General features: G+C 69.0%; 25 protein-coding genes. 10 read left to right on the top strand and 15 right to left on the bottom strand.

Features of this window, described 5'->3' with window-relative positions:
* Positions 1-24: 24 nt before the first annotated feature.
* Positions 25-855, bottom strand: coding sequence for an IclR family transcriptional regulator C-terminal domain-containing protein (locus tag EDC02_RS18475; RefSeq protein ID WP_123603044.1), 831 nt, complete (start codon positions 853-855; stop codon positions 25-27).
* Positions 856-927: 72 nt separating this feature from the next.
* Positions 928-2,388, bottom strand: coding sequence for an amidohydrolase family protein (locus tag EDC02_RS18480; protein ID WP_123604916.1), 1,461 nt, complete (start codon positions 2,386-2,388; stop codon positions 928-930).
* A 275-nt stretch (positions 2,389-2,663) separates the two neighbouring features.
* Between EDC02_RS18480 and EDC02_RS18485 the strand changes: the two genes are divergently transcribed.
* From EDC02_RS18485 to EDC02_RS18505, 5 genes are read left to right on the top strand one after another with little or no spacing between them, the layout of a single operon-like run.
* Positions 2,664-3,845 (top strand): CaiB/BaiF CoA-transferase family protein, encoded by a 1,182-nt coding sequence (locus tag EDC02_RS18485; RefSeq protein WP_123604917.1) that lies wholly within the window; start codon positions 2,664-2,666, stop codon positions 3,843-3,845.
* A complete protein-coding gene (locus tag EDC02_RS18490; protein WP_233605999.1) occupies positions 3,830-4,648 on the top strand; it encodes a citryl-CoA lyase in 819 nt (272 codons plus the stop codon). The genes EDC02_RS18485 and EDC02_RS18490 overlap by 16 nt, the downstream gene beginning before the upstream one ends.
* 38 nt (positions 4,649-4,686) lie before the next feature.
* A complete protein-coding gene (locus tag EDC02_RS18495) occupies positions 4,687-5,550 on the top strand; it encodes an extradiol ring-cleavage dioxygenase (protein ID WP_123603045.1) in 864 nt (287 codons plus the stop codon).
* Complete coding sequence (locus tag EDC02_RS18500; RefSeq protein ID WP_123603046.1) at positions 5,547-5,909, top strand: hypothetical protein; 363 nt, start codon at positions 5,547-5,549, stop codon at positions 5,907-5,909. Before EDC02_RS18495 ends, EDC02_RS18500 begins: the two co-directional genes overlap by 4 nt.
* Positions 5,909-6,889, top strand: a complete 981-nt coding sequence (locus EDC02_RS18505; RefSeq protein WP_233606000.1) for a zinc-binding alcohol dehydrogenase family protein — start codon at positions 5,909-5,911, stop codon at positions 6,887-6,889. The genes EDC02_RS18500 and EDC02_RS18505 overlap by 1 nt, the downstream gene beginning before the upstream one ends.
* 58 nt (positions 6,890-6,947) lie before the next feature.
* On the opposite strand, the gene EDC02_RS18510 is transcribed toward EDC02_RS18505, so the two are convergent.
* The 5 genes from EDC02_RS18510 to EDC02_RS18530 form a co-directional block, all read right to left on the bottom strand.
* Positions 6,948-9,125, bottom strand: a complete 2,178-nt coding sequence (locus EDC02_RS18510; protein ID WP_158632221.1) for a CHAT domain-containing protein — start codon at positions 9,123-9,125, stop codon at positions 6,948-6,950.
* 401 nt (positions 9,126-9,526) lie between these two features.
* Positions 9,527-10,378: a maleylpyruvate isomerase family mycothiol-dependent enzyme gene (locus tag EDC02_RS18515; protein ID WP_199757675.1), complete on the bottom strand. Its 852-nt coding sequence runs from the start codon at positions 10,376-10,378 to the stop codon at positions 9,527-9,529.
* An 80-nt stretch (positions 10,379-10,458) separates the two neighbouring features.
* Positions 10,459-10,908 (bottom strand): hypothetical protein, encoded by a 450-nt coding sequence (locus EDC02_RS18520; protein ID WP_123603048.1) that lies wholly within the window; start codon positions 10,906-10,908, stop codon positions 10,459-10,461.
* A complete protein-coding gene (locus EDC02_RS18525) occupies positions 10,905-11,627 on the bottom strand; it encodes a hypothetical protein (RefSeq protein WP_148083512.1) in 723 nt (240 codons plus the stop codon). Before EDC02_RS18525 ends, EDC02_RS18520 begins: the two co-directional genes overlap by 4 nt.
* On the bottom strand, positions 11,624-11,980 hold the full coding sequence (locus EDC02_RS18530) for a hypothetical protein (RefSeq protein WP_123603050.1): 357 nt from the start codon (positions 11,978-11,980) through the stop codon (positions 11,624-11,626). The genes EDC02_RS18525 and EDC02_RS18530 overlap by 4 nt, the downstream gene beginning before the upstream one ends.
* Before the next feature lie 266 nt (positions 11,981-12,246).
* Between EDC02_RS18530 and EDC02_RS18535 the strand changes: the two genes are divergently transcribed.
* From EDC02_RS18535 to EDC02_RS18545, 3 genes are all read left to right on the top strand, one after another.
* Positions 12,247-12,483, top strand: a complete 237-nt coding sequence (locus EDC02_RS18535) for a winged helix-turn-helix domain-containing protein (protein WP_370461466.1) — start codon at positions 12,247-12,249, stop codon at positions 12,481-12,483.
* Positions 12,484-12,521: 38 nt separating this feature from the next.
* Positions 12,522-12,776: a winged helix-turn-helix domain-containing protein gene (locus EDC02_RS18540; protein WP_123603052.1), complete on the top strand. Its 255-nt coding sequence runs from the start codon at positions 12,522-12,524 to the stop codon at positions 12,774-12,776.
* Positions 12,777-12,839: 63 nt separating this feature from the next.
* The gene (locus EDC02_RS18545; protein WP_123603053.1) at positions 12,840-13,382 is read left to right on the top strand and encodes a GNAT family N-acetyltransferase; all 543 of its coding nucleotides are present in this window, start codon (positions 12,840-12,842) and stop codon (positions 13,380-13,382) included.
* 82 nt (positions 13,383-13,464) lie between these two features.
* On the opposite strand, the gene EDC02_RS18550 is transcribed toward EDC02_RS18545, so the two are convergent.
* The 6 genes from EDC02_RS18550 to EDC02_RS18575 form a co-directional block, all read right to left on the bottom strand.
* Positions 13,465-16,896 carry a DEAD/DEAH box helicase family protein gene (locus tag EDC02_RS18550; protein ID WP_123603054.1) on the bottom strand — a complete coding sequence of 1,144 codons (3,432 nt, stop codon included), beginning with the start codon at positions 16,894-16,896 and terminating at the stop codon, positions 13,465-13,467.
* On the bottom strand, positions 16,893-18,020 hold the full coding sequence (locus tag EDC02_RS40295; protein WP_158632222.1) for a restriction endonuclease subunit S: 1,128 nt from the start codon (positions 18,018-18,020) through the stop codon (positions 16,893-16,895). The genes EDC02_RS18550 and EDC02_RS40295 overlap by 4 nt, the downstream gene beginning before the upstream one ends.
* Entirely contained in the window at positions 18,020-19,558 is a 1,539-nt protein-coding gene (locus EDC02_RS18560; protein ID WP_123604921.1) for a class I SAM-dependent DNA methyltransferase, read from the bottom strand. Before EDC02_RS18560 ends, EDC02_RS40295 begins: the two co-directional genes overlap by 1 nt.
* 182 nt (positions 19,559-19,740) lie before the next feature.
* Entirely contained in the window at positions 19,741-20,385 is a 645-nt protein-coding gene (locus tag EDC02_RS18565; RefSeq protein WP_123603056.1) for a hypothetical protein, read from the bottom strand.
* A 50-nt stretch (positions 20,386-20,435) separates the two neighbouring features.
* Entirely contained in the window at positions 20,436-21,077 is a 642-nt protein-coding gene (locus EDC02_RS40860) for a hypothetical protein (RefSeq protein ID WP_199757676.1), read from the bottom strand.
* Between the two features lie 85 nt (positions 21,078-21,162).
* On the bottom strand, positions 21,163-22,512 hold the full coding sequence (locus tag EDC02_RS18575; RefSeq protein WP_123603057.1) for a helix-turn-helix transcriptional regulator: 1,350 nt from the start codon (positions 22,510-22,512) through the stop codon (positions 21,163-21,165).
* A 132-nt stretch (positions 22,513-22,644) separates the two neighbouring features.
* On the opposite strand from EDC02_RS18575, the gene EDC02_RS18580 reads away from it, so the two are divergent.
* Positions 22,645-23,187, top strand: coding sequence for a DUF402 domain-containing protein (locus EDC02_RS18580; RefSeq protein WP_158632223.1), 543 nt, complete (start codon positions 22,645-22,647; stop codon positions 23,185-23,187).
* Positions 23,188-23,294: 107 nt separating this feature from the next.
* On the top strand, positions 23,295-23,480 hold the full coding sequence (locus EDC02_RS18585; protein WP_123603059.1) for a hypothetical protein: 186 nt from the start codon (positions 23,295-23,297) through the stop codon (positions 23,478-23,480).
* Positions 23,481-23,533: 53 nt separating this feature from the next.
* Here the strand turns inward: EDC02_RS18585 and EDC02_RS18590 are convergent, their stop codons facing one another.
* Positions 23,534-23,932 carry a hypothetical protein gene (locus EDC02_RS18590; protein WP_123603060.1) on the bottom strand — a complete coding sequence of 133 codons (399 nt, stop codon included), beginning with the start codon at positions 23,930-23,932 and terminating at the stop codon, positions 23,534-23,536.
* The gene (locus EDC02_RS18595; protein ID WP_123603061.1) at positions 23,929-24,642 is read right to left on the bottom strand and encodes a pentapeptide repeat-containing protein; all 714 of its coding nucleotides are present in this window, start codon (positions 24,640-24,642) and stop codon (positions 23,929-23,931) included. Before EDC02_RS18595 ends, EDC02_RS18590 begins: the two co-directional genes overlap by 4 nt.
* Positions 24,643-24,652 lie beyond the last annotated feature (10 nt).

The following is a 24,652-nucleotide window of genomic DNA, read 5'->3' on the forward strand; positions in this document are numbered from 1 at the left end:
AACGAAAAGAGGGATGCTGACCGGTCACCTGCCGGCCGGCTCCGGATCCGGCTGCTGCCGTACGGTGGCCATCGGCACCGCGCCGAGTCGCGCCCAGTCGTGGCTGATCTCGGCGGCGGTGCTCAGCAGGCGTGGCAGGTGCTCGCCGGTCAGCTTCTCCATCGACGTCTCGGCGGCGTGCACGGTCACGTTCACCGCGGCCACGACCCGGCCGTCGCCGTCGCGTACCCCGGTCGCCACGGACCGGATGCCGGCGGCCAGATCCTGATCGGCGGCGGCCCAGCCGCGGGCCCGGACCTCGCGCAGCACCCGGTCGAGCTCGGCGCGGTCGGGCCGCCAGCGCGGGGTGATGCCGGACCGGCCGGGATGGGCCAGCACGGCGGTCAGCTCGTCCGGTTCGAGCGCGGCCAGCAGCACCTTGCCCATTGAGGTGGCCACCGCCGGGAACCGGGTGCCGATGGTCACCGCGAGGGTGACGATCTTCGGTACGGCGACCCGGGTGACGTAGACGATGTCGCTGCCGTCGAGCTGCGCCATCGACGTCGACTCGCCGGTCTGCCCGACCAGGCGCTGCATGTGCGGGCGGGCCACGTCCCAGATGCTCAACGCGTTGACGTAGGTCATGCCGAGTTCGAGCACCCGTGGAGTGAGCGAGAATCCTCGGTCCGGGCTGCTGCGTACGTACCCCAGCTCGTCGAGGGTGAGCAGGATTCGCCGTACGGTCGGACGGGCCAGCCCGGTGGCCGCCGCGATCTCGCTGAGCGTCATGGCGGGCCGACCCGGCGGGAAGCAGCGCAGCACGTCGAGGCCACGGGCCAACGCCTCGATGAAGTCTGCTCCGGCCTCGCGCGCCACGGCGGCCCTCTCTCGGTGGTGATCGGCGGTCCGCCCCGGCGGGCGGTCGACCCGCCGGGGCCCGTCAGACGGTCAATGCTTCCATTGGGCGCTGCCGGCGTCCCACTGGGTGTAGGTGTACGGGTTGTCCAGCACCTTGGTCTCTGGGATGTCCGGGTTCATCCCCTTGGTCCAGGCGTCGTCACCCATCTCGGCGGTGAGGTGTTCGATGGTGCGCGTCACGGCGGCGCGGGCGGCGGCCAGGTCGACGTCGACGAGGCGGTGCTCGTGCTTGACCAGTCGGCCGTCGATCACCACGCTGTGCACGTCGCCGCGCTGGGCCTGGAACGCGACATGGCCGTACGGGTGCAGGATCGGGAACATCACCGGCGAGGCCTCGTTCTTGATCAGCACCACGTCGGCCTTGCGGCCCGGGGTGAGCGCACCGACCAGGCTGTCCATGCCGAGCGCCCGCGCCCCGCCCCGGGTGGCCCAGTCGACGACCTGCTCGGCCCGCAGGTGGCAGTGGGTGACGGTCTCCTGCCGGCCGTGCGCCTCGAGGTGTTCGCGGGAGCGGTCGGCGCTGAGCGTGGCACGCATCGCGGAGAACAGGTCGCCGCTCCACCAGACGCTGGTGTCCATCGACAGCGACACCGGGATGTCGTGCTGGCGCAGCTGCCAGGTGGGTGGGTAGCCCTGGCCGGCGCTCTGCTCGCTCTCGGTGGAGACCGAGGCCGAGCCGCCGGTAGCCGCGATCCGGTTGTACGAGTCGCGGTTGAGGGTGGCGGCGTGCACGTAGACGGTCGACTCGGTCATGAAGCCGTTCTCGTGCATCAGCCGGATGCCGTCGTCGTTGGTGGCACCCCAGACGCCGGCGTGGGTGGTGACCGGCACGCCGAGTTCGCGGGCCACCTCGAAGGCGGCCTTCTCCGGGAAGGTCGGGTCGCCGGTGACGTCGAAGGCCATCTGGAAGCCGAGCATGTCGCCCCGGCCGTGGATGCGGCGGGTGACGAAGTCGCGGAAGTCGGGGCTGGCCGCCCACTCCCAGGGACCCTGCTGCAGGTTTCCGTAGGCGAGGACGAACCGGCCGGGGACGGCTTCGAGGGCGTCCACGGCGGCGTCGGCGTGCTGCGGGGTCTGCAGCCCGTGTGACCAGTCGACGGTGGTGGTGACCCCGGCGTCGATGGCCTCGATCGCGGCGAGCAGGTTGCCGGCGTACACGTCCTCGGGTCGGAACAGTTTGCCCGACTCTAGGTAGTACCAGACGAAGTACTGGGTCAGCGTCCAGTCCGCGCCGTACCCGCGCATCGCGGTCTGCCACATGTGCCGGTGGGTGTCGATCATGCCGGGCATGACGATGCCGCCGGCCGCGTCGATCTCCTGCGTCCCGTCGGGTACGGCGAGCGCCTCGCCGACCTCGGCGATCCGGTCGCCGACGATCAGCACGTCGGCGCGGGGCAGCACCGTGTGGCTGTCGTCCATGGTCAGTACCAGGCCGTTACGGAAGACCACCGGCCGGCCGGCCGCCGCGCTCCGCTGCGCGTCTGTGCTCATCAGCGCCTCTCCCATCCGCTCCACAGATTTTCGGACCACTGTCCGCTAGACGGTCAATCACGATTCCTGCCAGTGTGTTCCGGGTCACGAGCGACGTCAAGAGAAGATTTCGAACTTGTTTCACCCTAACCTTGAGCAGCTTGAACAGTAAGTTTGCCGAGAGCCTGCCGGTGCGGGTTGACACGCCTGGGTCTGCGACCGAGACTCGATTTGTCGGACGATCGTCCGCTGTACGGGCACATGGCTTGTACGGGCACGAGGGAGGCGACCAGAAGATGGCCGAGCACCACGCACCGGGAGCCGACGCGCGACCAGCCGGCGGCACCGGGCCGCTGCACGGGCTGCTGATCGCCGACTTCTCCCGGATCCTCGCCGGCCCGTACGCCACCATGCTGCTCGCCGACCTCGGCGCCGAAGTGATCAAGGTCGAGGGACCGGGCGGCGACGACACCCGCACCTGGATGCCGCCGACCCGCGACGGCGTCTCCACGTACTACCTGGGGATCAACCGCAACAAACGGTCCATCGCCCTGGACCTGAAGGACCCCGACGACCTCGACGTCGCCCGCCGACTCGCCGACCGGGCCGACGTCATGATCGAGAACTTCCGGCCCGGCGGGCTGCGCCGGTTCGGCCTGGACTACGACAGCGTCGCCGCCCGCAACGCCAAGATCATCTATGCGTCAATCAGCGGCTTCGGCACCGGCGCCGGCGCCGCCTACCCCGGCTACGACCTGATGGTGCAGGCCGTCTCCGGGCTGATGAGCCTCACCGGCGACCCCGACGGGTCGCCGTACCGGGCCGGGATCAGCGTCTTCGACGTCATGTCCGGGCTGCACGCCAGCATCGGCATCCTCGCCGCCCTGCACCACCGCGACACCACCGGCACCGGCCAGCACGTCGAGGTCAACCTGCTGTCCTCGGCGCTGTCCGGGCTGGTCAACCACAGCAGCGGGTACGTCGCCGGCGGCGTGGTGCCGTTCCGGATGGGCAACGCCCACCCCAGCCTGTTCCCGTACGAGCCGCTGCCGGTCGCCGACGGCGAACTCATCGTCATCGCCGGCAACGACGGGCAGTTCCGCAAACTGTGCGAGGTGCTCGGCGTACCGGAGCTGGTCGACGATCCCCGGTTCGGCCGCAACCAGGACCGCACCGCCAACCGCGAGGCGCTGCGCCCGCTGCTGGTCGAGCAACTACGCAAACGCACCCGCGACGAATGGTTCGACGAACTGCTCGCCGCCGGGGTGCCGTGCGCGCCGATCAACACCATCGACGGCGGGGTGGCGCTCGCCCAGCGCCTCGGCCTCGACCCGGTGGTCAGCGTCGGCGACGGCGACACCGCCGTACCCGGGATCCGGCACCCGATCACCCTGTCGCAGACCCCGGCGCGCTACGACACGCCGCCGCCCGCACTCGACGAACACGGTGAGGAGATCCGCGCGTGGCTGAAGAGCTGACCGACGACCAGGAGCACGGGCTGAGCTTCCCGACCTCGATCGGCACCTCCGACCGGACCACCATCCGGCTGCTCGGCCAGGACCTCGCCGAGGATCTGATGGGCAAGGTCGGGTTCGGTGAGCTGGCGTACTGGCTGGTCGCCGGCCGCCGACCCACCCCCGGACAGGTCCGGGTCCTCGAAGCGGTGCTGGTGGCGCTGGCCGACCACGGCTTCACCCCGACGGCGATCGCCGCCCGGTTGACGTACCTCAGCGCCCCCGAGTCGCTGCAGGGTGCCATCGCCGCCGGGCTGCTCGGCGGCGGCTCCCGCTTCCTCGGCGTCACCGAGGACTGCGGCCGGTTCCTCGCCGACGTCCTCGCCGGGCTCGACACCCACCCCGACGACGACGCCGGCTGGGACGAGGTCGCCCTGGCGGCGGTACGCGACGCCCGCGCCGCCAAACGGCTGCTGCCCGGTCTCGGCCACCCCGTCCACAAGGATGTCGACCCGCGTACCCCGGTGTTGATCCGCATCGCGGACGAAGAAGGGCTGCGCGGACCGCACCTGCGGCTGTTCGAAGCGATCGGCCGGGTCCACCCGCAGGTACTCGGCCGCACCCTGCCGCTCAACGGCGCCGGGGTGTGCGGTGCCGCGCTGGCCGACCTGGACCTGCCGGTCGACCTGCTGCGCGGCTTCGCCCTGCTGGCCCGTACCGCCGGGCTGCTCGGCCACCTCGCCGAGGAACGCCGCAACCCGCTCGGCATGGAGATCTACCGCACCGTCGACCGCAACGCCCGCTACGTCCCCCCGGCCACCGACTGATCCCCCGTCACCGTCACCCCCTTCTGGAAGGAGCGGCCATGGCCAGCATCGTCGCGGTCATCGCCTCCACACACCACCCGTTCTACTACCGGGCCACCACCGCCACCGGCGACGACCGTCCGCCGTTCGCCGACGAGTGGCAGCGCAAGATCCTCGCGTTCCGGGAGACCCTCACCAGGGCCAACCCGGACGTGCTGGTGATGGTCGGCTCCGACCACTTCCACCAGCTGTGGCTGGACAACATGCCGCAGTTCCTGGTCGGCAAGGCACCGTTCTACGACGCCAACTGGTACAACGAGGAACGCGAGTTCGGCCTGCCCCGGATGCTGCTCACCGGCCAGGAGGACCTGTCGGCGCACCTGCTGCGGGCCGGCCTGGACGCCGGCTTCGACCTGGCGTTCAGCAACGAGCTGCGGATCGACCACAGCATCACCTGCCCGATCATCACCCTGCGGCCCGAGGCCGACCTGCCGATCGTGCCGATCTACACCAACATCTTCGCCCCGCCGCTGCCGCAGCCGAAACGCTTCGTGCAGCTCGGCGAGGCGATCCGGGACATCGTCGCCTCCTGGCCGAGCCACCTGCGGGTGGCGATCATCGGCACCGGGCACCTGTCGCTGGAGCTGGGCGGGCCACGCCAGTTCGGCCCGCACGGCCCGGACCCGGAGTTCGACCAGCGGGCGGTGCAGTGGATCGCCAACGGTGACCTGGACGGCTGCCTCGCCGAAGTCACCCTGGACAGCCTGCACTCCCCCGGCAACGCCACCCACGGCTTCATGGACTTCATGCTGATGATGGGCGTCGCCGGAGCCGGCGCGAAGGCGCACCACGTCGACACCCTCGACCTGTTCCACACCATGGAGGCCTACTTCACCTGGTACCCGAACGGAGCGCCGGCATGAGCAAGTACCTTGTGGACAAGTTCCTCTACACCGTCGACCGGGACCCGGAGCTGGTCGAGCGCTACCGGTCCGAGCCACGGGAGTTCGTCACCTGGTGGGAGGCGGAGCGGGCGAACTCCGTACTGAACTGCCACACCGGCGAGGCCAGCACCTGGCTACGATTCACCGACGACGAACGCGACGCCCTCGCCAGCCACGACCACGTCCGGCTGTTCGAGCTGGGCGCGCACCCGTTCCTGACGTTGACCCTGTTCATCGCCATGTTCGAACGCGACCACGACGAGCCGTTGGCCTACCAGAAGCAGTACGGGCTGCGGCTGGCCCACTTCGCGCTGCCGTACCCGGACATCGCCACCTGATGGCCGCGTCGGAGTCGATGACCGCCGCCGTGCTCACCGGGTACGGCGAACCACCGACCGTCCAGCGCCGGCCCCGGCCGACACCGGCCACCGGGCAGGTGCTGGTCCGGGTCAGCGCCGCACCGATCACCCCGCTGGACCTGCTCTGCGCCTCCGGCGGCTCCTACCTGGGCCCGCCGGCCCTGCCGTACGTGCCCGGCGTGCAGGGCGTCGGCACCCTCGCCGACGGCTCCGGCGTGTGGTTCCCGACCCACGCCGGCCTGGCACCCGGCGACGGCGGCCTCGCCGGGTACGCCGCCGTGGCCGTCGCCGACCTGGTGCCGCTGCCCGACGGCGTGGACCACCGGCTGATCGCCGCGCTCGGCTACTCGGCGGTCGCCGCCTGGTCGGCGCTGACCCTGCGCGGTGGGCTGCGCCCCGGGGAGGACGTGCTGATCCTCGGGGCCAGCGGCACCGTCGGGCAGGCCGGGGTGCAGATCGCGCGGCTGGTCGGGGCCCGCCGGATCACCGCCGCCGCCCGGTCGGCCGCCGCCGCCGAGCGGCTACGGGCCCTGGGTGCCGACGCGGTGGTGCCGCTGCGCGCCGACGACGACGTACCCGGGCTCGCCGACCGGCTGCGGGAGGCCGCCGGCGGCCCGGTCGACCTGGTCCTCGACCCGCTGTTCGGGGTGCCGGCGGCGGCCGCGCTGCGGGTGCTGCGGCCCGGTGGCCGGCTGGTCAACCTGGGCAGCTCGGCCGGAGCAACCGCCCCGATCGACTCGGCCACCCTGCGCGGCGGCTCGCTACGCGTGCTCGGCTACACCAACAACGAGCTGACCGGACAGCAGCGGGCGGCGGCGCTGGTTGCGATCGCCGGGCATGCCCACGCCGGCCGGTTGACCGTCGACCACCAGGTGCGGCCGCTGGACGAGGTGGCCGCCGCCTGGCAGGCCCAGGCCGACGGGACGGCCGGCGCCCGGATCGTCGTCACCCTGGTGTGACCAGGGGCCACAGCGAAACGGCCAGGCACTGCTGTTCTCGACAGCAAACCGGCCGAAATCATTGACCATAGTGGACTACGCCGGCCCATTCAGCAACATCGCGGTCCAGCAGGTGCAACTGCGCGGCGCGTAGCGCGTCCGCCGGAGCCAGGCCGTCGACCCGCAGGTGCCGGTGGAACAGCACCATGAGGTCGGAGGTGGACCGGTCGGGCAACGCCCAGTGCGCAGCGACCACCGACCGCGCACCGCCGGCCAAAAACATGGTGCTGAGGCTGAAGGCCTCGTCCGCGCCACGACCGGAGACCCCGCTGTTGCAGGCGGCAAGCACGACGAGCGCCGGCCGGCGTACGGCAGGGTCAGACAGGGCTGCGACGAGTTGCTCGGCGGCAAGGCGACGCCCATCGGAGAGGAGCAGATAGGAGGTGTCCTGCGGCCCGGTGCCGTCGACCACGACGCCGTGGCAGGCCAGGTGCAGCATGCCGCCGGTGGCTGCCGTACCGCCGGCGAGCCAGCCAAGCACTTCCTCCGGGGTGCCGCCGCCGGACGGGCTCGGCGTGCCGTCGGCCAGCCGCCCAATGTAGGTCACGTCGCGGTAGAACTCGGCCACTGTAAGCGCCTCGTCGCGCGCGGCGGGCAAAGCCGGCGCCGCACCCCCGGTGTCGGGGTCGCCGACGACGAGGGCCGGTTCGAACTCGTTGGCCGGCGAACCGCTGGCCGGAGACACGTCGGCCGACCGGGCGGTCCGGCAGAGCATCCGGGCGGAGGCCGCGTAGGAGAACACCGCTCGCTCGATCGCGTACTGGTACCGGCCATCGACCACGTGCCGCGCGGCGTGCCACGGCACCGCGCCCAGTCCGCCCATCGGCACCAGCACCACCCGCGGATCGGGCATGCCGAGGTAATCGAGAAGCGGCCCGGTCGCAGCGGCCCAGGCCCAGTCACACAGCGCCCCGAGCCGGTCCGGCGGCACACTCGAATCCAACTCCCGGTCGACGTCGACTTCCCGTTCGGTGTCCGCATCAAACTGGCCGGACGCATCGGCCGGCGCTGTGGTGAGCTGTGGTAGCGGCAGAATCGTCCCGGCACCCGTCGACGGGACGATCACCGCGACGGCCGGGTGCGAGTCGGCAGGGACCAGGTAGACCAGGGCGTCGGCACCGATCGCAGTGAGCGCGGCCCGTACCTCGGCTGGCGAAGGCGGGTCCAACAGTCGGCCGTCGGCCGTGAGTTGCTGCAGGGCCGCCTGGCGTAGGTCGATCGGGATCTGGTCGAGGGGCCCCGGATGGGCCCGCCACTGTGCTGCCAAATCGGTAGCACCGGCGGCGTCGAGCTGGGTCGGCACATCGGCGAACTCGGTGGCGGCGTGCAAGATGAGTCCTCGGCAGGCGTCGAGCGCGACGGCAGCGCCGTCGGCGTCACCGTCCATGATGTGCCAGCCGGCCACCGTCATCGAGTCGAGGGCCGCGTATCGGACCGCCGACGTGCGGGCTGCGGTGTCCGACTGGAGCAGCGCCCGCCAGGCGTGGCCTTGCAGGCTACGCAGGCCCACCTCGCGGGCCTCGGCGAAGCGGCCGGCCAGCCGGTACGCGGACCCGAGCGTCACCGCAGCCATCGACCAGAAGGCGTGCCCTGGCCATTGCGCCGTCCCGACGGCTTCCCTCGATACCAGGATCGCCTCCTCGACATCGACGGCGGCCCCGGCGCCCGGCCTCAGCAACAGTCGCAGCGATGGCCTCAGCAGCCACCGCCCCAGGCGGGTAGGTGCGCCCACGATCGCCACGGCACGCTGCAGCAATGCGTCCCCGAGCTGAGTCAAGTACAGCACCCGGTGGATGTCGCCGGGCGGCGACTCCTGCACGGCTCGTCGGAGGTCTAGGACCGCTACGGAAAGCCGCGCCGGACTGTCCATGGCCTGAAGCAGGTTGACCATTGCGAGCGAGCCCAACAGGCCCGCTCGTTCCGGCCCCGTAAGCTGCCCGGTGACGGCCCGCCACCGCAGCCTGGCCAGGTCCCGGTCGCGTACATGGCCGTCGGCGTAGGCACGGGCCAACAGTGAGAAGACAGCATTGGCGATACCTGGCGGGCCCTGGATTCGCGTTAACCTCGGCACCGCTTCGATAAGATCCGCGACTCGCCCGGTCGCGCCGAGCGCCATGCCTTCGGTCAGCGTCGCGAGGGCTTCCAGGTCCTGTGCATAGGAGGTGTCTGAGCTGATCCGTTCCCGCAGGGCGCTCACGCGTCCTGGCAGAGCGGCGAGCGTCGTTACGTCACGGTCTTCACGAGCGCGTAGCATTTGCGCGTTCAGCACCATGATGTCCAGTAGGGGCACCAACTCCGGTTCGTCGCCAACATGCTTAATGAGCTCATCGACCGCTGCGACGAGCCGATGCGTGCTGGCACCCGGCCGCCCCTGCCGGAGATCATCGATCGCGGCGCTCACCGCGAGAAGTGCACGGACCGCCGACCAATCGTCATCAACCACCTAACAAGCGTGCCCCCGGCTGCGACGCCGACACCAGGAGACGGCTCGACGTAAAGCCGTCCGGCGGTCACATAGGACCGACCCGGCGGCCGGTGATCGCCGTCCGTCGGTCATCCGGTCCGATCGCCCCGTCAGCCGTTCGCGGTTTCGTGTCGTCAGACCGTGGTCTCCTCGGCCGGGGTGGTGAAGAAGGTGGCGAGGACGGTCAGGGCGGTACGCGACCCGTCGGGTACTACGTCGAGCACCGCGGCCGAGCCGCGACCGGCCAGCGCGTCGGTCACCTCGGCGGCCGGCGGGCCGGCCGCCGCCGTCCGGGTCGCGGTGAGCGTCGCGGTCAGCGTCACCGAATCGTCGGCGGCCACCTCGAATACGCCACCGCCGTCGCCGCCCAGTTCGAGACGCTGGCGCACCTGGGCACCGAACTTCTGCGCCACCGCCGCCGCGATGAGCAGTCCGTACGCGGTCGCGTAGCTGGTCGCCTCGGGGTCGGTCGGGCGGTCGACGCCGAGCGGCAGGAAGATGTCGCGTTCGTGCAGCCACGAGTCCCACAGCGCGTGCAGCGCCTGCACCGTCCAGTCCATCGGCCCGTACGGCAGGACGACGTCGAACCGGTCGTCGCGGGCCAGCCGGTCCCGGGCCACGGCGAGTGCCTTCTCCGTCGTCGTGGCGAGCCGGTCGAGGGTGTCGGCCGGCGACTCGCCGGCCGACGCCGCCAGCCACCGGCGGGGTGTGGTCCGGGGGTCGAACCCGGCCGTCAGGTCGAACATCCGGTCGCCCGGGTCGGGGGCGACCGCAACGGTGACGTCGCCCAGGTGCCGGACGGTGTCCTGCACCGACCATCCGGGGCAGCGGGTCGGCGCGGACCACTGCTCCGGGCTCAGACTCCGCAGGTCGTCGCAGAGCCGCCGCCGTTGGGCGGCGAAGACGTCGAGCAGCCGTGCCGGATCCATGTCGGACTTACCGGCGGTCCGCAGCAGCAGCGTGTGTGGTGGGCTGTTCCCGGTCATCGTCGCGTCCCCTCCAGTCGCCGAAGGCACCAGCATATTCCGGAGTTGGTCCATCAGGGACCGGTAGCCAGGGCGGATGCCTAGCCGGGCGGCGGGGCGGTGGTGACCATGGCGTCGACCTCGCGCAGCAGCGCGTCGTAGCCGGCCGGGCTGGGCTGCTCGTCGCTGACCAGGGCGACGGTCAGCAGGGTCTGCACCGTGATGTTCTCGGCGGTGGCCGGCAACGTGTCGTGGCCGCCGAGCGCGGCGAGCAGCAGGTTCTCCGCGATGACCGGGTCGACCATGGTGCGGTCGGGGTCGAAGCGTTCCCGGACGCTGGCCACGAACCGGATCACCGCGCCGTGGTCGTCGCGGCGGAACCGCCGGTCGGCGCAGAGCACGAACAACGCGCTGAGCAGGTCAAGATAATGCTGGCGGTCGGCTTCGGTGAACCGTTGCACCCAGCGATCATGGGCGTGCACCTGCCCCGCCATCAGATAGCTCAGCGCCGCCACCGGCTGGTTGGTCGGCACCGGCTTTTCGGTCGTCACAGGCGCATCTCCCGCTTCACATTGTTCCACAATGTCCGGCGGAACACCTGCCAGCGGGTTCGGAACCGCAGGTGCCGACGGTTGGCGTCCACTACCGCCGCCGCCATCCGGGTGCCGATGGCAAGCGCGTCACCGTTGGGGCCGGCTATCGGATGCACCGCAGCCAGCCGGGCGGTCCGCGCGGCCGGCGGATCGGCACCGGTGTCGAGGGCGTCGAGGTAGCGGTCCACCGCGCCGGTGCCGACGCTCAGACTGACCTCGACGTCATCCAGTCGGCCCAGCGCGACGGCCAGCCGGTCGGCGGTCGTCTGGGCGTGCGGGTGTTCGCTGCGGTGCAGCCGGTCAGCGGCATACGCGAGCCGTCGCCGCAGGTCGGGCAGTTGCGCGGCGGCGTGCGCGGCGTGCTGGCGGGCGGTCCGCAGGCCGTACAGAATGGATGCGACCGCGACCGGCCGGCCACCCGGCAGCTGCGGGCGGCCGGCGCTGACCGCATCGAACACTTCACCGTACGCCTCCCACGCTTCGTGCAGTGCGGTCTGGTAGCGGTCGGTGGCGAGTCGCGCGTCCGGGTGCCGGGTGCCGTCGAGCTGCTCCTCGGCGTGGGTGACGGTGGTCTCCATCGCCAGGGCGACGGTCCGCAGCACGTCGATCATGTCGGCGGCCACCTGTAACGCCTGCCCGTCAGCGGTGTCGGTCCGCTCAACTGGTGCGTCGGTCATGCCGACCTCCGCCACCAGGTGAACCGCGCCTGGTCGGCGTCGGTGGTCCGGGTCAGGTCGAGCAGGGTCGAGCCGGGCCGACGGAACGGCAGCCGGTGGTAGCGGGCCAGGGTCGCTTCGGCGGCGGCCAGCTCGGCGCAGGGGCCGGGCCGTCCGCAACCCAGACAACACCCGTTGTACGCCGATGTGGTGTGCGTGTCGACGGCCTGTTGCGCCGCGACGACCCGGTCACGGGCGTACGCCGCGTAGACGCTGCTGGCGGACGCGGTCACCGGCTGTCCGTCGGGGCGGATCTCGGGGTGCTGTCGTTGGCGGTCGGGCAGGGTGGTGGCGGGTCGGGGGTCGGATGTCACCGGTCGGTGCCTCCCGTTCAGGCGTGGAGAGGGCGCACCTGGTCAGCCGGCGGGGCGGCCGGCTGACCAGGCTCCTTGCGGGAACCAGCTCCGGGTTTGCAGACCTGGGAACCGGTCAATGGGAGCTTTGCACACCCGGATGCACCAAGCAAGACACCGAGGCCAACTTTGTACATCTGGTCGCACAGAGCTTTGCTGTAGTAGCTGTGTCTTGTCGTACATAGCTGGGCTGTGATCCAATGGCGGGGCAGACCTGGGAGTCCAAAATGCCCGTGAAGCCCAAGTGGGAACAGCTCGTTGATCACCTCCGCTCGCAGATTGAGTCCGGCGAGCTGAGCCCGGGTGATCAGCTGCCGTCAACGGCGCAGCTACGCGAACAGCACAACGTGTCCACCACAGTGGTCCGCCGCGCCATCCTCATGTTGCAGATGCAGGGCATCGTGCAGGGCGTACACGGGCTTGGTGTGTTCGTCGCCGACCGCGACGAGGCAGCCGGCTCGTAGCACTGGCGTACCGCAGGCGGCTGTCGTCAGGAGGGCCAGTGACCGTTACGCCCCAGTGGCAGCAGGTCGCGGACGAGATCCGGGCGCAGGTCGAAGCCGGTCAACTGTGGCCCGGCGATCGACTGCCGCCCACCCACCAGTTGCGGGAACAGTACCGGGTCGCGACGTCGGTCGTCCGCCAGGCGATCCTCGCCTTGGAGGCAGAGGGTGTAGTCCGGGGCGTACCTGGGGTGGGCGTGTTCGTTGCCGACCACGACGAGGGAACCGCTATTGTCGTCAACCCGGCGGTTTGACAACAATGACGGTTCCCTCGTGCCGTCGACGCCCAGTTCGGCAGCCGCCGATAGGCTGCGCCGATGCAAGATCCAGCGCAACCATCGACGCAGTTGCCGGCCCGACCACTCGTACGCCGCGCGACACCGGCCGACGCTCCTGCCCTGGTGCGGCTCCGGGTCGTGATGCTGCGCGACATGGGCGCACCGGTCGGCGACGAGACGGCCGAATGGCGCTCGGCGGCGCTCGACTGGTTCACCCGGTCACTCGGCGACCCTGAAATGTTCGCGGCGTTCGTGGTCGACGACCCACAGCACGGCATCGTCAGCAACGCCGTCGGCCTGTGCGACCGGCACGCCCCCTCCCCCGGCAACCCGGGCGGGCTGCGCGGGCACCTGTTCAACGTGTGCACCGAGCCGGACCATCGTGGCCGCGGCTACGCCCGCGACTGCGTGCGGGCCCTGCTGGACTGGTTTGCCACGGACACCACGGTCAGCGTCGTCGACCTGAACGCCACGGCGGGCAGCGGCAACCTGTACCAGTCGATGGGTTTCGCCCCGTCACGTCACCCGGCGTTGCAACTTCGCCGCGACCAGATGAGCATCCCGGCACCACCGGCCGGCTGAGCGCCGGAGCGACCGTACCGACTTTGGCTGCCCGACGGCGGCAGCCCAAGTCCAAATCCCTCCGGTGACTCCGGCTGCAAGGTCAGGCGACGTCGGTCTCCGGCTCGGCCGCTCTCGCCTGAACCGTACGCAGGATGCTGACCAGCTTGTCGACGTCCGCCGACGGGAAGACCGAGTCCGGGCCGGCCGGTGCCTTCTCGGTGAACGGCGACTCGTAGAGCCGGCTCGGCTCCATCACTCCGTTCTGCGTCAGGTGGTCGATCATCGTGTTGATGAAGTCGAGCTGCCCGGCGTCGAGGTTGCGGCCGGCGGTGAACTCGTCGAACACCTCGGTGGCGGCCTGCCGGTCCAGCCCGACGAGGGAGCGTAGGAACAGCCCGAGGCCGTTGGCCCGCCGCCGGGCCTGGGCAATCTCCTGCTCACTTCCGCCGCAGTCGATGAGCATCCGTTCCAGCTCGGCCAGATCGGTCGGCGACAGTTGCCGGTTACGCCGCAGCTTCTGCAACGCCACATGGTCCTCGTGGGTCCGCAGGTGCACCCGGACCTTCTCCCGGAACCGCTCGAAGTCGGTGCCGACGTCGAGACCGGTCAGGCGTACCTCGGTCACGTCGTTGATCTGGTCCTCGAAGTCGGTGTAGACGATCGCCCGCTTCGACTTCTCGACCAGCCGGACCAGCGACCGGACCCGCCGCCGCAGCCCTTCCAGCATCGGCAGGGTGACATCGCGCCACCACTCCTCGGCGGCGACCTGGTCGAGCAGCTCCACCTCGGCGCGGATCGCCGGGATGTTCGTCTGCTCCAGCAACGCGGCGGCGATCGCCTGCACATCGGCCTTGATCCGGTCGAAGCGGCCGCCGGCACCGAGCCGGGCGAGTTGCAGCCGCAGGATCATCAGGTCGAACCGTTTGGCTTCCTCGTCACCGGTCGGGCGCACTTCGCTCGGCAACCGAGCCAGCTCGTGGCTGATCTCCTCCGACGACTCCGGCGTCAGCCGCTGCCAGCTCGCCGGGTCGGCGTACCGCTCGACGGCCTGTCGGTGCGGGCGGACCAGGAAGTTCTCCAGCCGCATGCCAGCGACCAGGCCGCGCAGCTCGTTCGCGACGTCCCAGCGCAGCCCGGATTCGCTGCGGGTGCCGTCGCCGTCGATGACCGTGCCGGCGGGCAGCCGCTGGTCGAGCTGGCTGATCAGCTCGACCTTCGCCTTGAAGATCCGCTCACTGAGCGACGCGGCCGTGGACCCCTCGGTACGGGTGGGTGACTGGCCGAAGTACTCGAAGTTCTCGCAGAAGTCGAAGACCAGGAAGTCCTTCTTGTGCTGGCCGGGGCCGAACAGGTCGTTGCACAGCCGGGTGCCCCGGCCGATCATCTGCCAGAACTTCGTCTTCGACCGCACCTGCTTGAAGAAGACCAGGTTGACGACCTCCGGCACGTCGATGCCGGTGTCCATCATGTCGACCGAGATGGCGATGTGCGGTGCCTTGTCCGGGGTGCCGAACGAGTCGATGAGGCTTTGTGCGTACCGGTCCTTGTGCAGCACGACCCGGGCGAACTCGCCGCGCAGCTGCGGGTAGCTGGCGTTGAACCGGTCGGCGATGAACTCGGCGTGCCGGGTGTTCTTGGCGAAGATGATGGTCTTGCCGATCCGGTCGCCGCCGGCTACCCGGTGCCCCCGGGTCATCAGCAGTTCGAGGACCTTGTCGACGGTGTCGGCGTTGAACAGCCACTGGTTGATGGCCTGCGCGTCGACCCGGTCCGGGGCCTCCTCCTCACCCCACTCCAGCTCGTCCCACTTCTCCTTCTCGTGCTCGGGAAGGTCGTCGTAGCGGATGCCGTGGCGCGGATAGCGGATCGCGACGGAGACGGCGCGCGGCGGGACCAGGTAACCCTCGCGGATCGCGTCCTGCAGGCCGTACGCGTCGGTCGGCACGCCGTTCTCCAGGTTGAACAGGCGGTACGTGTTGCGGTCGACCTCGTCCTTCGGGGTGGCGGTCAGCCCGACCAGCAGCGAGTCGAAGTAGTCGAAGATGGCGCCGTACTTCTGGTAGACCGACCGGTGCGCCTCGTCGATGATCACCAGGTCGAAGTAGCCCGGCCCGAACCGCCGGCTGCCGCCCTCGTCCAGCTCGTTGATCAGGCCCATCATCGTGGGGTACGTGGCGACGTAGACGCGGCCGTCGGTGCGGTTGCGGTCCTGCGACAGGTTGACCGTCACCGTGTCCGGCAGGTGCGTCTTGAAGGCGTTTGTCGCCTGCTGCACCAGCGCCAACCGGTCGGCGAGGAACAGCACCCGCTTGACCCAGTTGGCCCGCTGCAGCAAGTCGACCAGGGCGATCGTGGTGCGGGTCTTGCCGGCCCCGGTCGCCATCACCACCAGCGCCTTACGCTGGCCGTCGGCCTCGAACGTGTCGGCGATCCGGCGGATCGCCCGCTGCTGGTAGTGCCGGTTGACGATCCCCCGGTCGATCGACGTGTCGGCCAGCCGCTGCCGGGTCGACCGACGCTGGATCAGCAGCTCAAGCTGATCCTTGGTGTAGAAACCCTGGACCTTGCGGTACGGGTACCGCAGGTCGTCCCAGAGCCAGATCTCGTAGCCGTTGGTGTAGAAGATCACCGGCCGCCGGCCGTACATCCGCTCCAGCGCGTCGGCGTACAGCTGGGCCTGGTTCTGGCCGTCGATGGCGTGCCGCCGGGCGCTCTTGGCCTCGACGATCGCCAGCGGCCGATCGTCGTCGCCCCACAGCACATAGTCGACGTAGCCGATGCCGGTCTGGTTCGGCATGCCGCTGACCTGGAACTCGGTGTCCCGTGCCTGATCCAGCGCCCAGCCCGCCTCGTGCAGCAGCAGGTCGATGAACAGGTCCCTGGTCTGCTGCTCGTTGTAGTCGTGGGTGTCCGGCACCCTGCTGTTGCGCTTCTTGGCGGCGGCCACCTGCTCACGGAGTTGCTTGACCTGCTCGTCGAGGTCACCGTCGAGCTCGGCGGCGGCTTCGCGCTCCTCGCGCTCCTCCTGCGCGGCGAGCTGGTCGACGAGGGCGCGCAGCTCGGCGCGGGTCTTGGCCTGACGCACCGCCGGCCTCGGCAGCAGCGCTTCGTCGAAGACGAGGCTGCTCGACGGCACGGCGGCCTGGTCGCGGGTGTAGGTGCGGGCCAGCCAGTACATCAGGTGGAACAGCTCCTGGCAGACCAGGAGCGCGTCCCGGTCACTGACCCGCCGGCTCTCGTGGACCGCCTGGTTGCCCTGCCGCCGGATGATCTCCATCTTGGCGTGCAGGTCCTCGCCGACCAGGTTCTTCAGCGCCGGCTCCGCGATCCGCGCGGCGAGATTCCCCCGGTACGGCCGCCGCAGCGCCTCATCGGCCCGGTACAGCCACTTCACCAGATGTTCGAGGCAGCGCCGAGCATAGAAGCAGGCGTAGCGGGGGTCTGCGAACGTGTGCTGTTCGACGCGCTGCGCCTCGTCGAACAGGTCGGGCCACTCAGCCCGCAGGAAGGCGAAGTTGCTGGCAGCCGTCACAGCTCCCCCCGGAACGCCCGGTGCTGCAACGACGCAAACAACGCATCCAACTCCCCCAACGCCCGCCGCTGCACCACCTTCAGATCCCGCAACCCATTAAGCCGATTGCAGAAATCATCCTGAACGTCAAGACTCGGCACCGGCATCATGAACGCTCGTATCTGCTCAAAGTTCAGCCCGGGCTTGGTTTGTCCATACTGGGCCTGTGAAATTTGGCGCTGACCACCGTCCTCCATCCCTAAGAAAAACGACAGAAACTCCGGACGCAGCCGAGGCGACGGCCGAAGGATCGCGACGTGCTGACTAACGAAGGAGCCATCCAACGATCGCGGCAATGGCGCAACTCGACCAATCCTGGATCCGGTTATTGTAAGCAGCACATCACCCACTTTGGTTCGAGTGCGTCTAGCCTCAGCATTATCAGGTGGATCAACATAAGCCGCATCACCTGAATCGATCTCCTGCATGCGCACATCAAGCGACCGAATAAATCGATGCCCGACCTGCGAATAGTAGCGAGCCCAACCCCTGCCACCACTGGTCACGAAATCCAAATGTTCACCGAGGGCAACTTCCGGGGTGCCCAACGGAAGCCACTCCCAAAACATCCCCTTTGCTAGCCCAGCGACCGCAGCCCCTGCTTCTCGGCGCTTGGCGCGCAGGGTGTCGACGCGGTCGAGCAGATCCGCGATCCGCCGCTGCTCAGCCAAACCAGGAACCGGCACCTCCATCTCGCCTATGTCCTGCCGGTTCACCTGCTTAAATGTCGCGCCCTTGCCCTTAGCTGAAAGCTCAGGGGCACACCACGTTAGCCAGTGCCAGAGATAGCGGGAGTCGACTTCTTCCGCGGGAGTCAGACCAGCGACTCCACGACCCAACGCATAGATTCGATCACTCCAAACCTTCGCGCCAATTGACGCCCGCACGCCGAGGATGATCTCCCCGCGCTGAGAAAGCTTGGCAGCATGCTTCGTGAACTTCTTGACCACTGGGCGGTCACCTTCGAAGTCGCCGGGACCTGCCACCAGCGGCCAACCCAACCCATCGAGGTTGTAACCCTCACCCGGTGGCGCCTGTCCCATAACAATCGAACAGACTTCATCCAGCCTTTTCGTAGTCCACATCACAGTAGCCCCTTGAGGTCGGCGAGGCCCTGCTGGATCTCGGATTCGAGGCGTTCGAGTTCGGCGATGATCTCGGCTGGTGGCCGGTGCTCGACCTCCTCGTGCACGATCTCCTTGTAGCGGTTGAGGCTCAGGTCGTAGTCCTGGGCGACGATGTCGTCCTTCGGCACGCAGAAGGACTGCTCGGTGCGCGCCCGCTCCCGCTCGGCACCGTCGCGCTGCTTCCAGCGGGCCAGCACGTCCGGCAGGTTGTTCTTCGCGTGCTCCTCAGCGGTCAACGCCTCGGCCGGCACCGGGCCGAGCTTCGCCTCCGGCAGCAGCGGGCTGCGCTTGTCGTCGAGGCTCCAGCCGTCGGCCTTCACCTCATAGAACCAGACGTTGCCCGTACCGCCGCTGTTGGTCTTGGTGAAGAACAGGATCGCGGTCGACACCCCGGCGTACGGCTTGAAGACCCCACCGGGCAGCTTGACCACCGCGTCGAGCTTCTGGTCCTCGACCAGCATGCGGCGCAGCTCCTTGTGTGCCTTGCTGGAGCCGAAGAGCACCCCGTCGGGCACGACCACCGCCGCCTGGCCGCCGTTGCGCAGCAGCCGCAGGAACAGCGCGAGGAACAGCAGCTCGGTCTTCTTCGTCTTGACCGTCTGCTGCAGGATCCGCGAGGTGCGCTCGTAGTCGAGGCTGCCGGCGAACGGCGGATTGGCCAAGATCACCGAGTACGCCTCGGTCTCGTCGCTGACGTCGTCACCGAGGGAGTCCCGGTAGTCGATGGCCGGGTTCTCCACCCCGTGCAGCAGCATGTTCATGCTGCCGACCCGCAGCATGGTGTTGTCGAAGTCGAAGCCGTGGAACATGTCCTGGTGGAAGTGGTCACGTAGCACCGGGTCGTGCAGCGCGGCCGGATGCCGCCGGCGGATGTACTCGACCGCGCCGACCAGGAAGCCGGCGGTGCCGCAGGCCGGGTCGCAGATGCGATCCTTCGGGCCGGGCTCGACCATCTCGACCATCAGGTTGATGATGTGCCGGGGCGTCCGGAACTGGCCGTTGTGCCCAGCCGTCGCGATCTTGCTGAGCATGTATTCGTACAGGTCACCCTTGGTGTCCCGGTCATCCATCGGGATGTCGTCGATCATGTCGACGACCCGGCCGAGCAGCGCCGGGTTCGGGATGGTGAAGCGGGCGTCCTTCATGTGCCGCGAGTACGCCGACCCGTCGCCACCCAGGGTGCGCAGGAACGGGAAGACGTGCTCACCGACGATCTCGTACATCTTCCGCGGGTCGCCAAGGCCCGTGAAGTACGACCAGCGCAGCTCGCTGTACGGGCGACCGAGCGGGTCGTCGCCGTCGGGGTAGATGTGCCGGACCCCGTCGGGGCCGAGACGCTGCGTCCGGTTGTCGGCGAGCTTCTGCAACTCGTCGAGACGGCGGATGAACAGCAGATACGTGATCTGCTCGATCACTTCAAGGGGGTTGGAGATACCGCCCGACCAGAATGCGTCCCAGATGCGGTCGATCTTGCTCTTCAGTTCACCAGTGATCACGGAGTCATGTCCCAAGGGGCTGAGTGGTGGTGGACACGGAACCGTTTAGAGTCGGGCATGTCCTGATCAGCTACAAGGGATTGTTGTCTGGAACACTTGAGACTGTCGCAGCACGACACTGTCGATCATCTCGACCTTGTTGACCATTCGGAGGAATCAACGCTGGTCAACGCATGATCAACCTAGAGATTCGACAGGTACGCCTTCAGGCTCTTGACTGCCTGGTGAGTCAGGATCGCTGCTTCCTCGACGTTGGCACGGGACAGCTCCGACCAAGTGTAGATTTCCTGCGTACGGTCCTGCCGCCCACCGGCAAGCAGTTGCGCGACGCCGAGCTGGCTCGCCCGCATCGCGTTCGCGACGTTCGCCAGCTTCGCCTGCTGCGTCTCGATCTCGTCGAGCAGTCGACGCAGGTGCTGAAGGTAGGAGCCAGTGCTCCCGCCACCTCCACCACTGCCGCCACGGCTGGCCGGGCCGCCAATCGTGATCGTACGGTCGCCGCCGCCCCGGCTCCGGTGGCCGGGGTAGCGGCGGCGGATGCTGCTGAGCGGTCTCGCCCCACCACCGCTGCCGGAGCCCGGCCCAGAGCCGCCCGAGGTCGTGCCGTCGCCCGCCCGCGCCTCACGTCGCCGATCCAACACCGTGTTGACGAATCCCTTGCCCGCGACGCTGACCGCGTGTCCGAGAATCGCACCGACGATCGCGACGGACGACGGAAGTCCCCACTTGGTGGTCGCGAGTGCAGCAAGGGCACCGAGGCCGGCACCCAGCTGCTGGACGAGGTTTCCGGTGCCTTCCTTCGTGGTCTCGTGCCGCCACTGCTGCACGAACGACTGAGCTGGTCGTTCACCAGCCCGATACTGACGCCGCCGCCAGCTCACTCGTTGACCACCGGATCGAGGAAGGCACACGTCGCTGCGATCAGGACCGGCAGGTTCTCGGCGACCTCCCGAGCTATCGACTCCGGCGTCAGCCCCAAGGGCTCCTCCCCAGGCTCCAGCTCGTCCTCGTCAGCCGCCGCGTAGTAGGCGCACGCCTCCCACAGGTTCTTGCTGTGAAACGAAAACGACCAGAGCCCGTACACCGAATTTGGTAGGGCGACGAGGGGTTGGTCGCCGATGCCGATGCGGTGTTGGTGAGGGGCGTCCGGGGTGGAGCCGAGGCCCTGGGCCAGCGGCAGCAGCTTGTGCCGGCTGAACACCGGCCGCAGGTCGCCGTCGGTGTCGAACTCGACCAGCAGACCCCGACCGATCAGGTCGTCGACATACCGGGCGGCCTGTGGCTCCGGCTTCGGCGCGGTCTCCAGCATCCGCACCAGCGACTCCCGGTTGACCGACAGCTTGGCGTGCCGGTCCGGGTAGAGGAAGGCCGCCGCCCACACCGCCGCTTCGGTCTCGGTCAACTCGACCAGGTCGTCACCGAGGTGCACCTCGTAGCACTCCGGCGTCGGGTCCGGCGGGCGGACGTACCGGTAGCGCGGACCCATGCTCAACCCGGCGGGCACGATCACAGTCGACATACCGCCCAGTCTCCCAGCCTCGGCCAAGCCGACGCCGGCGGCCAGAGCCTGGCCCAGCGCCGGCACCGGCGGGTCGGGCGACTCGTCAGGCTGCCACCTTCGCCACGTCGTACGCCTCGACGAAGTCCCGTGCCGCTGGCACCTGGTCGGCCACCTGCCCGAGGTCGGCCCGCAACCCAGCGAGCCGCTTACGGCCACGCCCGGACTTCAGGTCGGCGATCTCCGGCAGCGCGTCCAGCGCGACGGTGCCTGCTGCGGTGGAGTCGCCCTGCTGGTGCAGCGCGATCGCCAGGCTGACCTTGCCGAGGATCTGGTTCCGCCGATAGACAGGGTCGCGGTGTGCCACCCGAGCCTGCAGACAGGAAATCGCCCGGTCGGGGCGGCCGAGCGCCAGGTGCGACAGCCCTTCCGCTCCGTTGACCTCGCGCTCGCCGACATGCCAGGTGTAGGGCGGGTCGTCATCGCTGGGGCCACGATCGAGCGCGGTCTTGGCTCTAGCGAGTGCGCGGTTGAACTCGACGGCGTCGCCCATCAACGCCGACGCGTGCGTGGTCCGCAGGTGCAGCAGGCTGGTAAGCCGAGGAGTGGCCCAGGGTGCCGAAATGCGGAGGGCTGCCTCGGCAATCTGCACCGACTCGACCGGCCGGGCGTCCCTGACCAGCATCGCCATGATCGCCAGCACTTGGACCTCAAGGTGCGGATCGTCGCGCAGTCGAGCGCGGACGATCGCCTCCTGCAGGTAGCGGCGCGACTCGGCACGCCGCTCCGCGTCCAGCGCGAGCCAGCCGATCCAGGCTTCCAGATCGCCGAGATTGCTCTGCAACGCATCGCCGACCTGCCGGGGATAGGTGGCCTCCCGATCCCAACGGGTCAGCCGCCGGTGCATGGCGATGGCGACGTCGCAGAGGCTGCCGCCGCCGGCCGCCGCGTCGGCCCGCTCAAGGCTCGCGATGGTGGCCGACACCTGCTGCAGGTGCTCCATGCTCAGGTGCTGCGGCACATCGGGCGCGGTGACCCAGTCCCGCAGCGGGCTGGCGATGCCCAGGCCCGCCAGAGCGGCATTGATCGTGAACGCACGCCGGTCCGTAAGATCACCTCCATTGTCGTCCCCCGATGTAACGGTACCGCCCCAATCGTCGATGTCCAGAGATCGGTTTTCCGGCTCCCCTGCGAGCAGGGCATCGAGTTGATCGACCGAGGTGCCGAGCGCTTCCGCGAGTCGTGCTCGGGTGTACGGTTGCGGCTCGGCCTTACCCCGCTCCCACCGGGCAACGGTGGTGCGATCGACCTGCAGGCGCTCGGCCAGCCCTTCCTGGCTGAAGCCGGCCGCCCTGCGCCTCCTGATGAAACTGTCCCGCCGTCCGGTCAACTGGACGCCCTCCCGTCGCGACCTGTGTCCACGGTGCACACAAGTAACGCAGATCGGAAAGATCAATTCAACGGTCTGTCGACAACTCGCAGGGCACCACCATTCGTGGAATTTCCACGGCCCTCAGCTGACGAATAGCGTCCAGCGCTTCGGAAACTCCGTACCGGATGGCAAGCTGTCTGGGGCACCATGCCACGCATGGACGACGACACCAGCATCGACGGACTCGCGCCGGTCACGGTGGTGCGCAACGGCGAGATACGCGCAGCGGGACGGCGGCTCGACGACGTCGTCGTCTACGACTGGGGCTTCCGGCTCAACGGACGGCACCACGAGCAGCGCAGCTACGTACTGCTCGATGAGGGGTTCCAGATCAACCAGCCGGTGATCTTTCCACCGGCACAGCAGGGATGGTGGTATTGCGACCTGGTCCGGGTGTCAGGCACCGACACCGAGGTGGTCGTCGACGACCTCTGGATCGACGTCATCGTCGGACCACCCGACCATCCTTACCGGGTGCTCGACCTCGACGAGTACGCCGCAGCGGCCATAGATGGCGCGTTGACGCCCGCCGAGGCGGCCGACGGGCTCGTCCGTACCCAACGCTTCCTCGACCGCCGGCTGAACCGACGCCACGAGACCCTGCGCACCTGGCCCGACTTCCCGCCGGAGACCGTCACCAGGCTCGCCGCCCTGCGTTTCGACCGCAGCTGGACCCGGCTCACCGCCCTCCCAGAGTGAGCATGATCCCGGTGCGCCCGGTCGACGGCAGGGCGGCACCCGGGATCTGCCGCGTTCCGGCTGGCCGGATCAGGTGGGGTATGGTCCGGCTCGGCTAGGGTCTGGCCGTGCTGATCACGGGCGAGCCCAACGGCGAGGAACACCTGCTGGACGTGCTGCTCGGGGCTGCCGACGACGCACCCAACCAGGTGATCGTGCACGTACGCGGGGACGGGACCGAACGCGTCGTCACCCATCGACAGCTGCGCGACGACGCATCACCTCGTCGATCCGGACCTTCCGGATCGGGGTAGTCACCCGGCCTGACCTCGTTGGCAGGCCGAAGGTAGCTCCGGGCTGTGCGCGATCAGGCCGCAGCGAGGTTCGGGTCGCCCAGGTCGATCGTCAGGGAATTCCCGAGATTGTTGGTGAATCTTACGGCTGACCCCGCGACATCCACCCGGACGAACGGATTGGAGTTGGTCAGAACGGCAATCCAGATGGGTTCGCCCTCCGCGTCGGTGCGGGCGAAGAAGCCGTCCGAGCCCAGCACACCCTCCCCGCAGCAGACCGAGCCACCATCCGGCAGTTCCGCGCGCGCCGCCGAGTCGACCTCCAGGACGTCGAAGTCATCCCGCCCGCCGAGGTTGAAGGGCAAGCCAAACTCAAACCAGGACAGTTGCGGCCCATCCACCGCGAGCAGACGGCTCGTACCATCCGCACGGTAGAGACCGTCGACGCACGGCGCCCGCCCCACCAGCGTCACTGTGTCGGGGTGCCCTTCAACAGGTCGAAAAATTCGACGTCGCCATCCCGGCGCACCGACTCGCTGAGCCGTATCAGGCACTGCGTCTGCCCGAGGTCGACCTCACGGTCGAAGACGCCCAGCAGGATCCGGGCACGGCGCCGACGATCACCCTCCGGCCAGCCCTCGACCTCGCCCCGAGCTCGGGCCAGGGCCACAGGAAGATCGGGCAGATACACGTAGTCCGGGCCATCGGGCAGCCGCTGCCGGGACAGGTCGACGCCCCAGCGGAACTCGACCCGCACCAGATCCGCCGCCGAGAAATCGTTGCCGTGGAACTCGTTGCGCGGCGGCTCACCTGACGGGACGTACACCGCGTCGGGGTGCCCGTAGAAGACCGAATTACGCAGTCGGCCGCTGAACGTGCAGTCGACCAACTCGAACGCAGTGCTGTTCCAGTCCTTCAAGATCACATCTCGGAACGAACAGCGCACGAACCGCGCCCGGCCGGACGCGTGCGAGATGCGGGCACCGTCGAATACACAGTCGATGTACTCCGAGGTCTCCGGACCGGAGCCCAACGTCGCATTCTCGGTCCGGACCTTCTGGAACAGACACGACCGGAGCCGGGAGCCGATCACCCCGATCCGCTGCAACCGACGGCCCGAGAAATCGACCCCGGTCAGCTCCTGACGGTCCACGACCAACTCGTCGACGGTCTGATCACCCACCCGCGCCACT

This window comes from Micromonospora sp. Llam0 (assembly GCF_003751085.1).
GTDB lineage: Bacteria > Actinomycetota > Actinomycetes > Mycobacteriales > Micromonosporaceae > Micromonospora_E.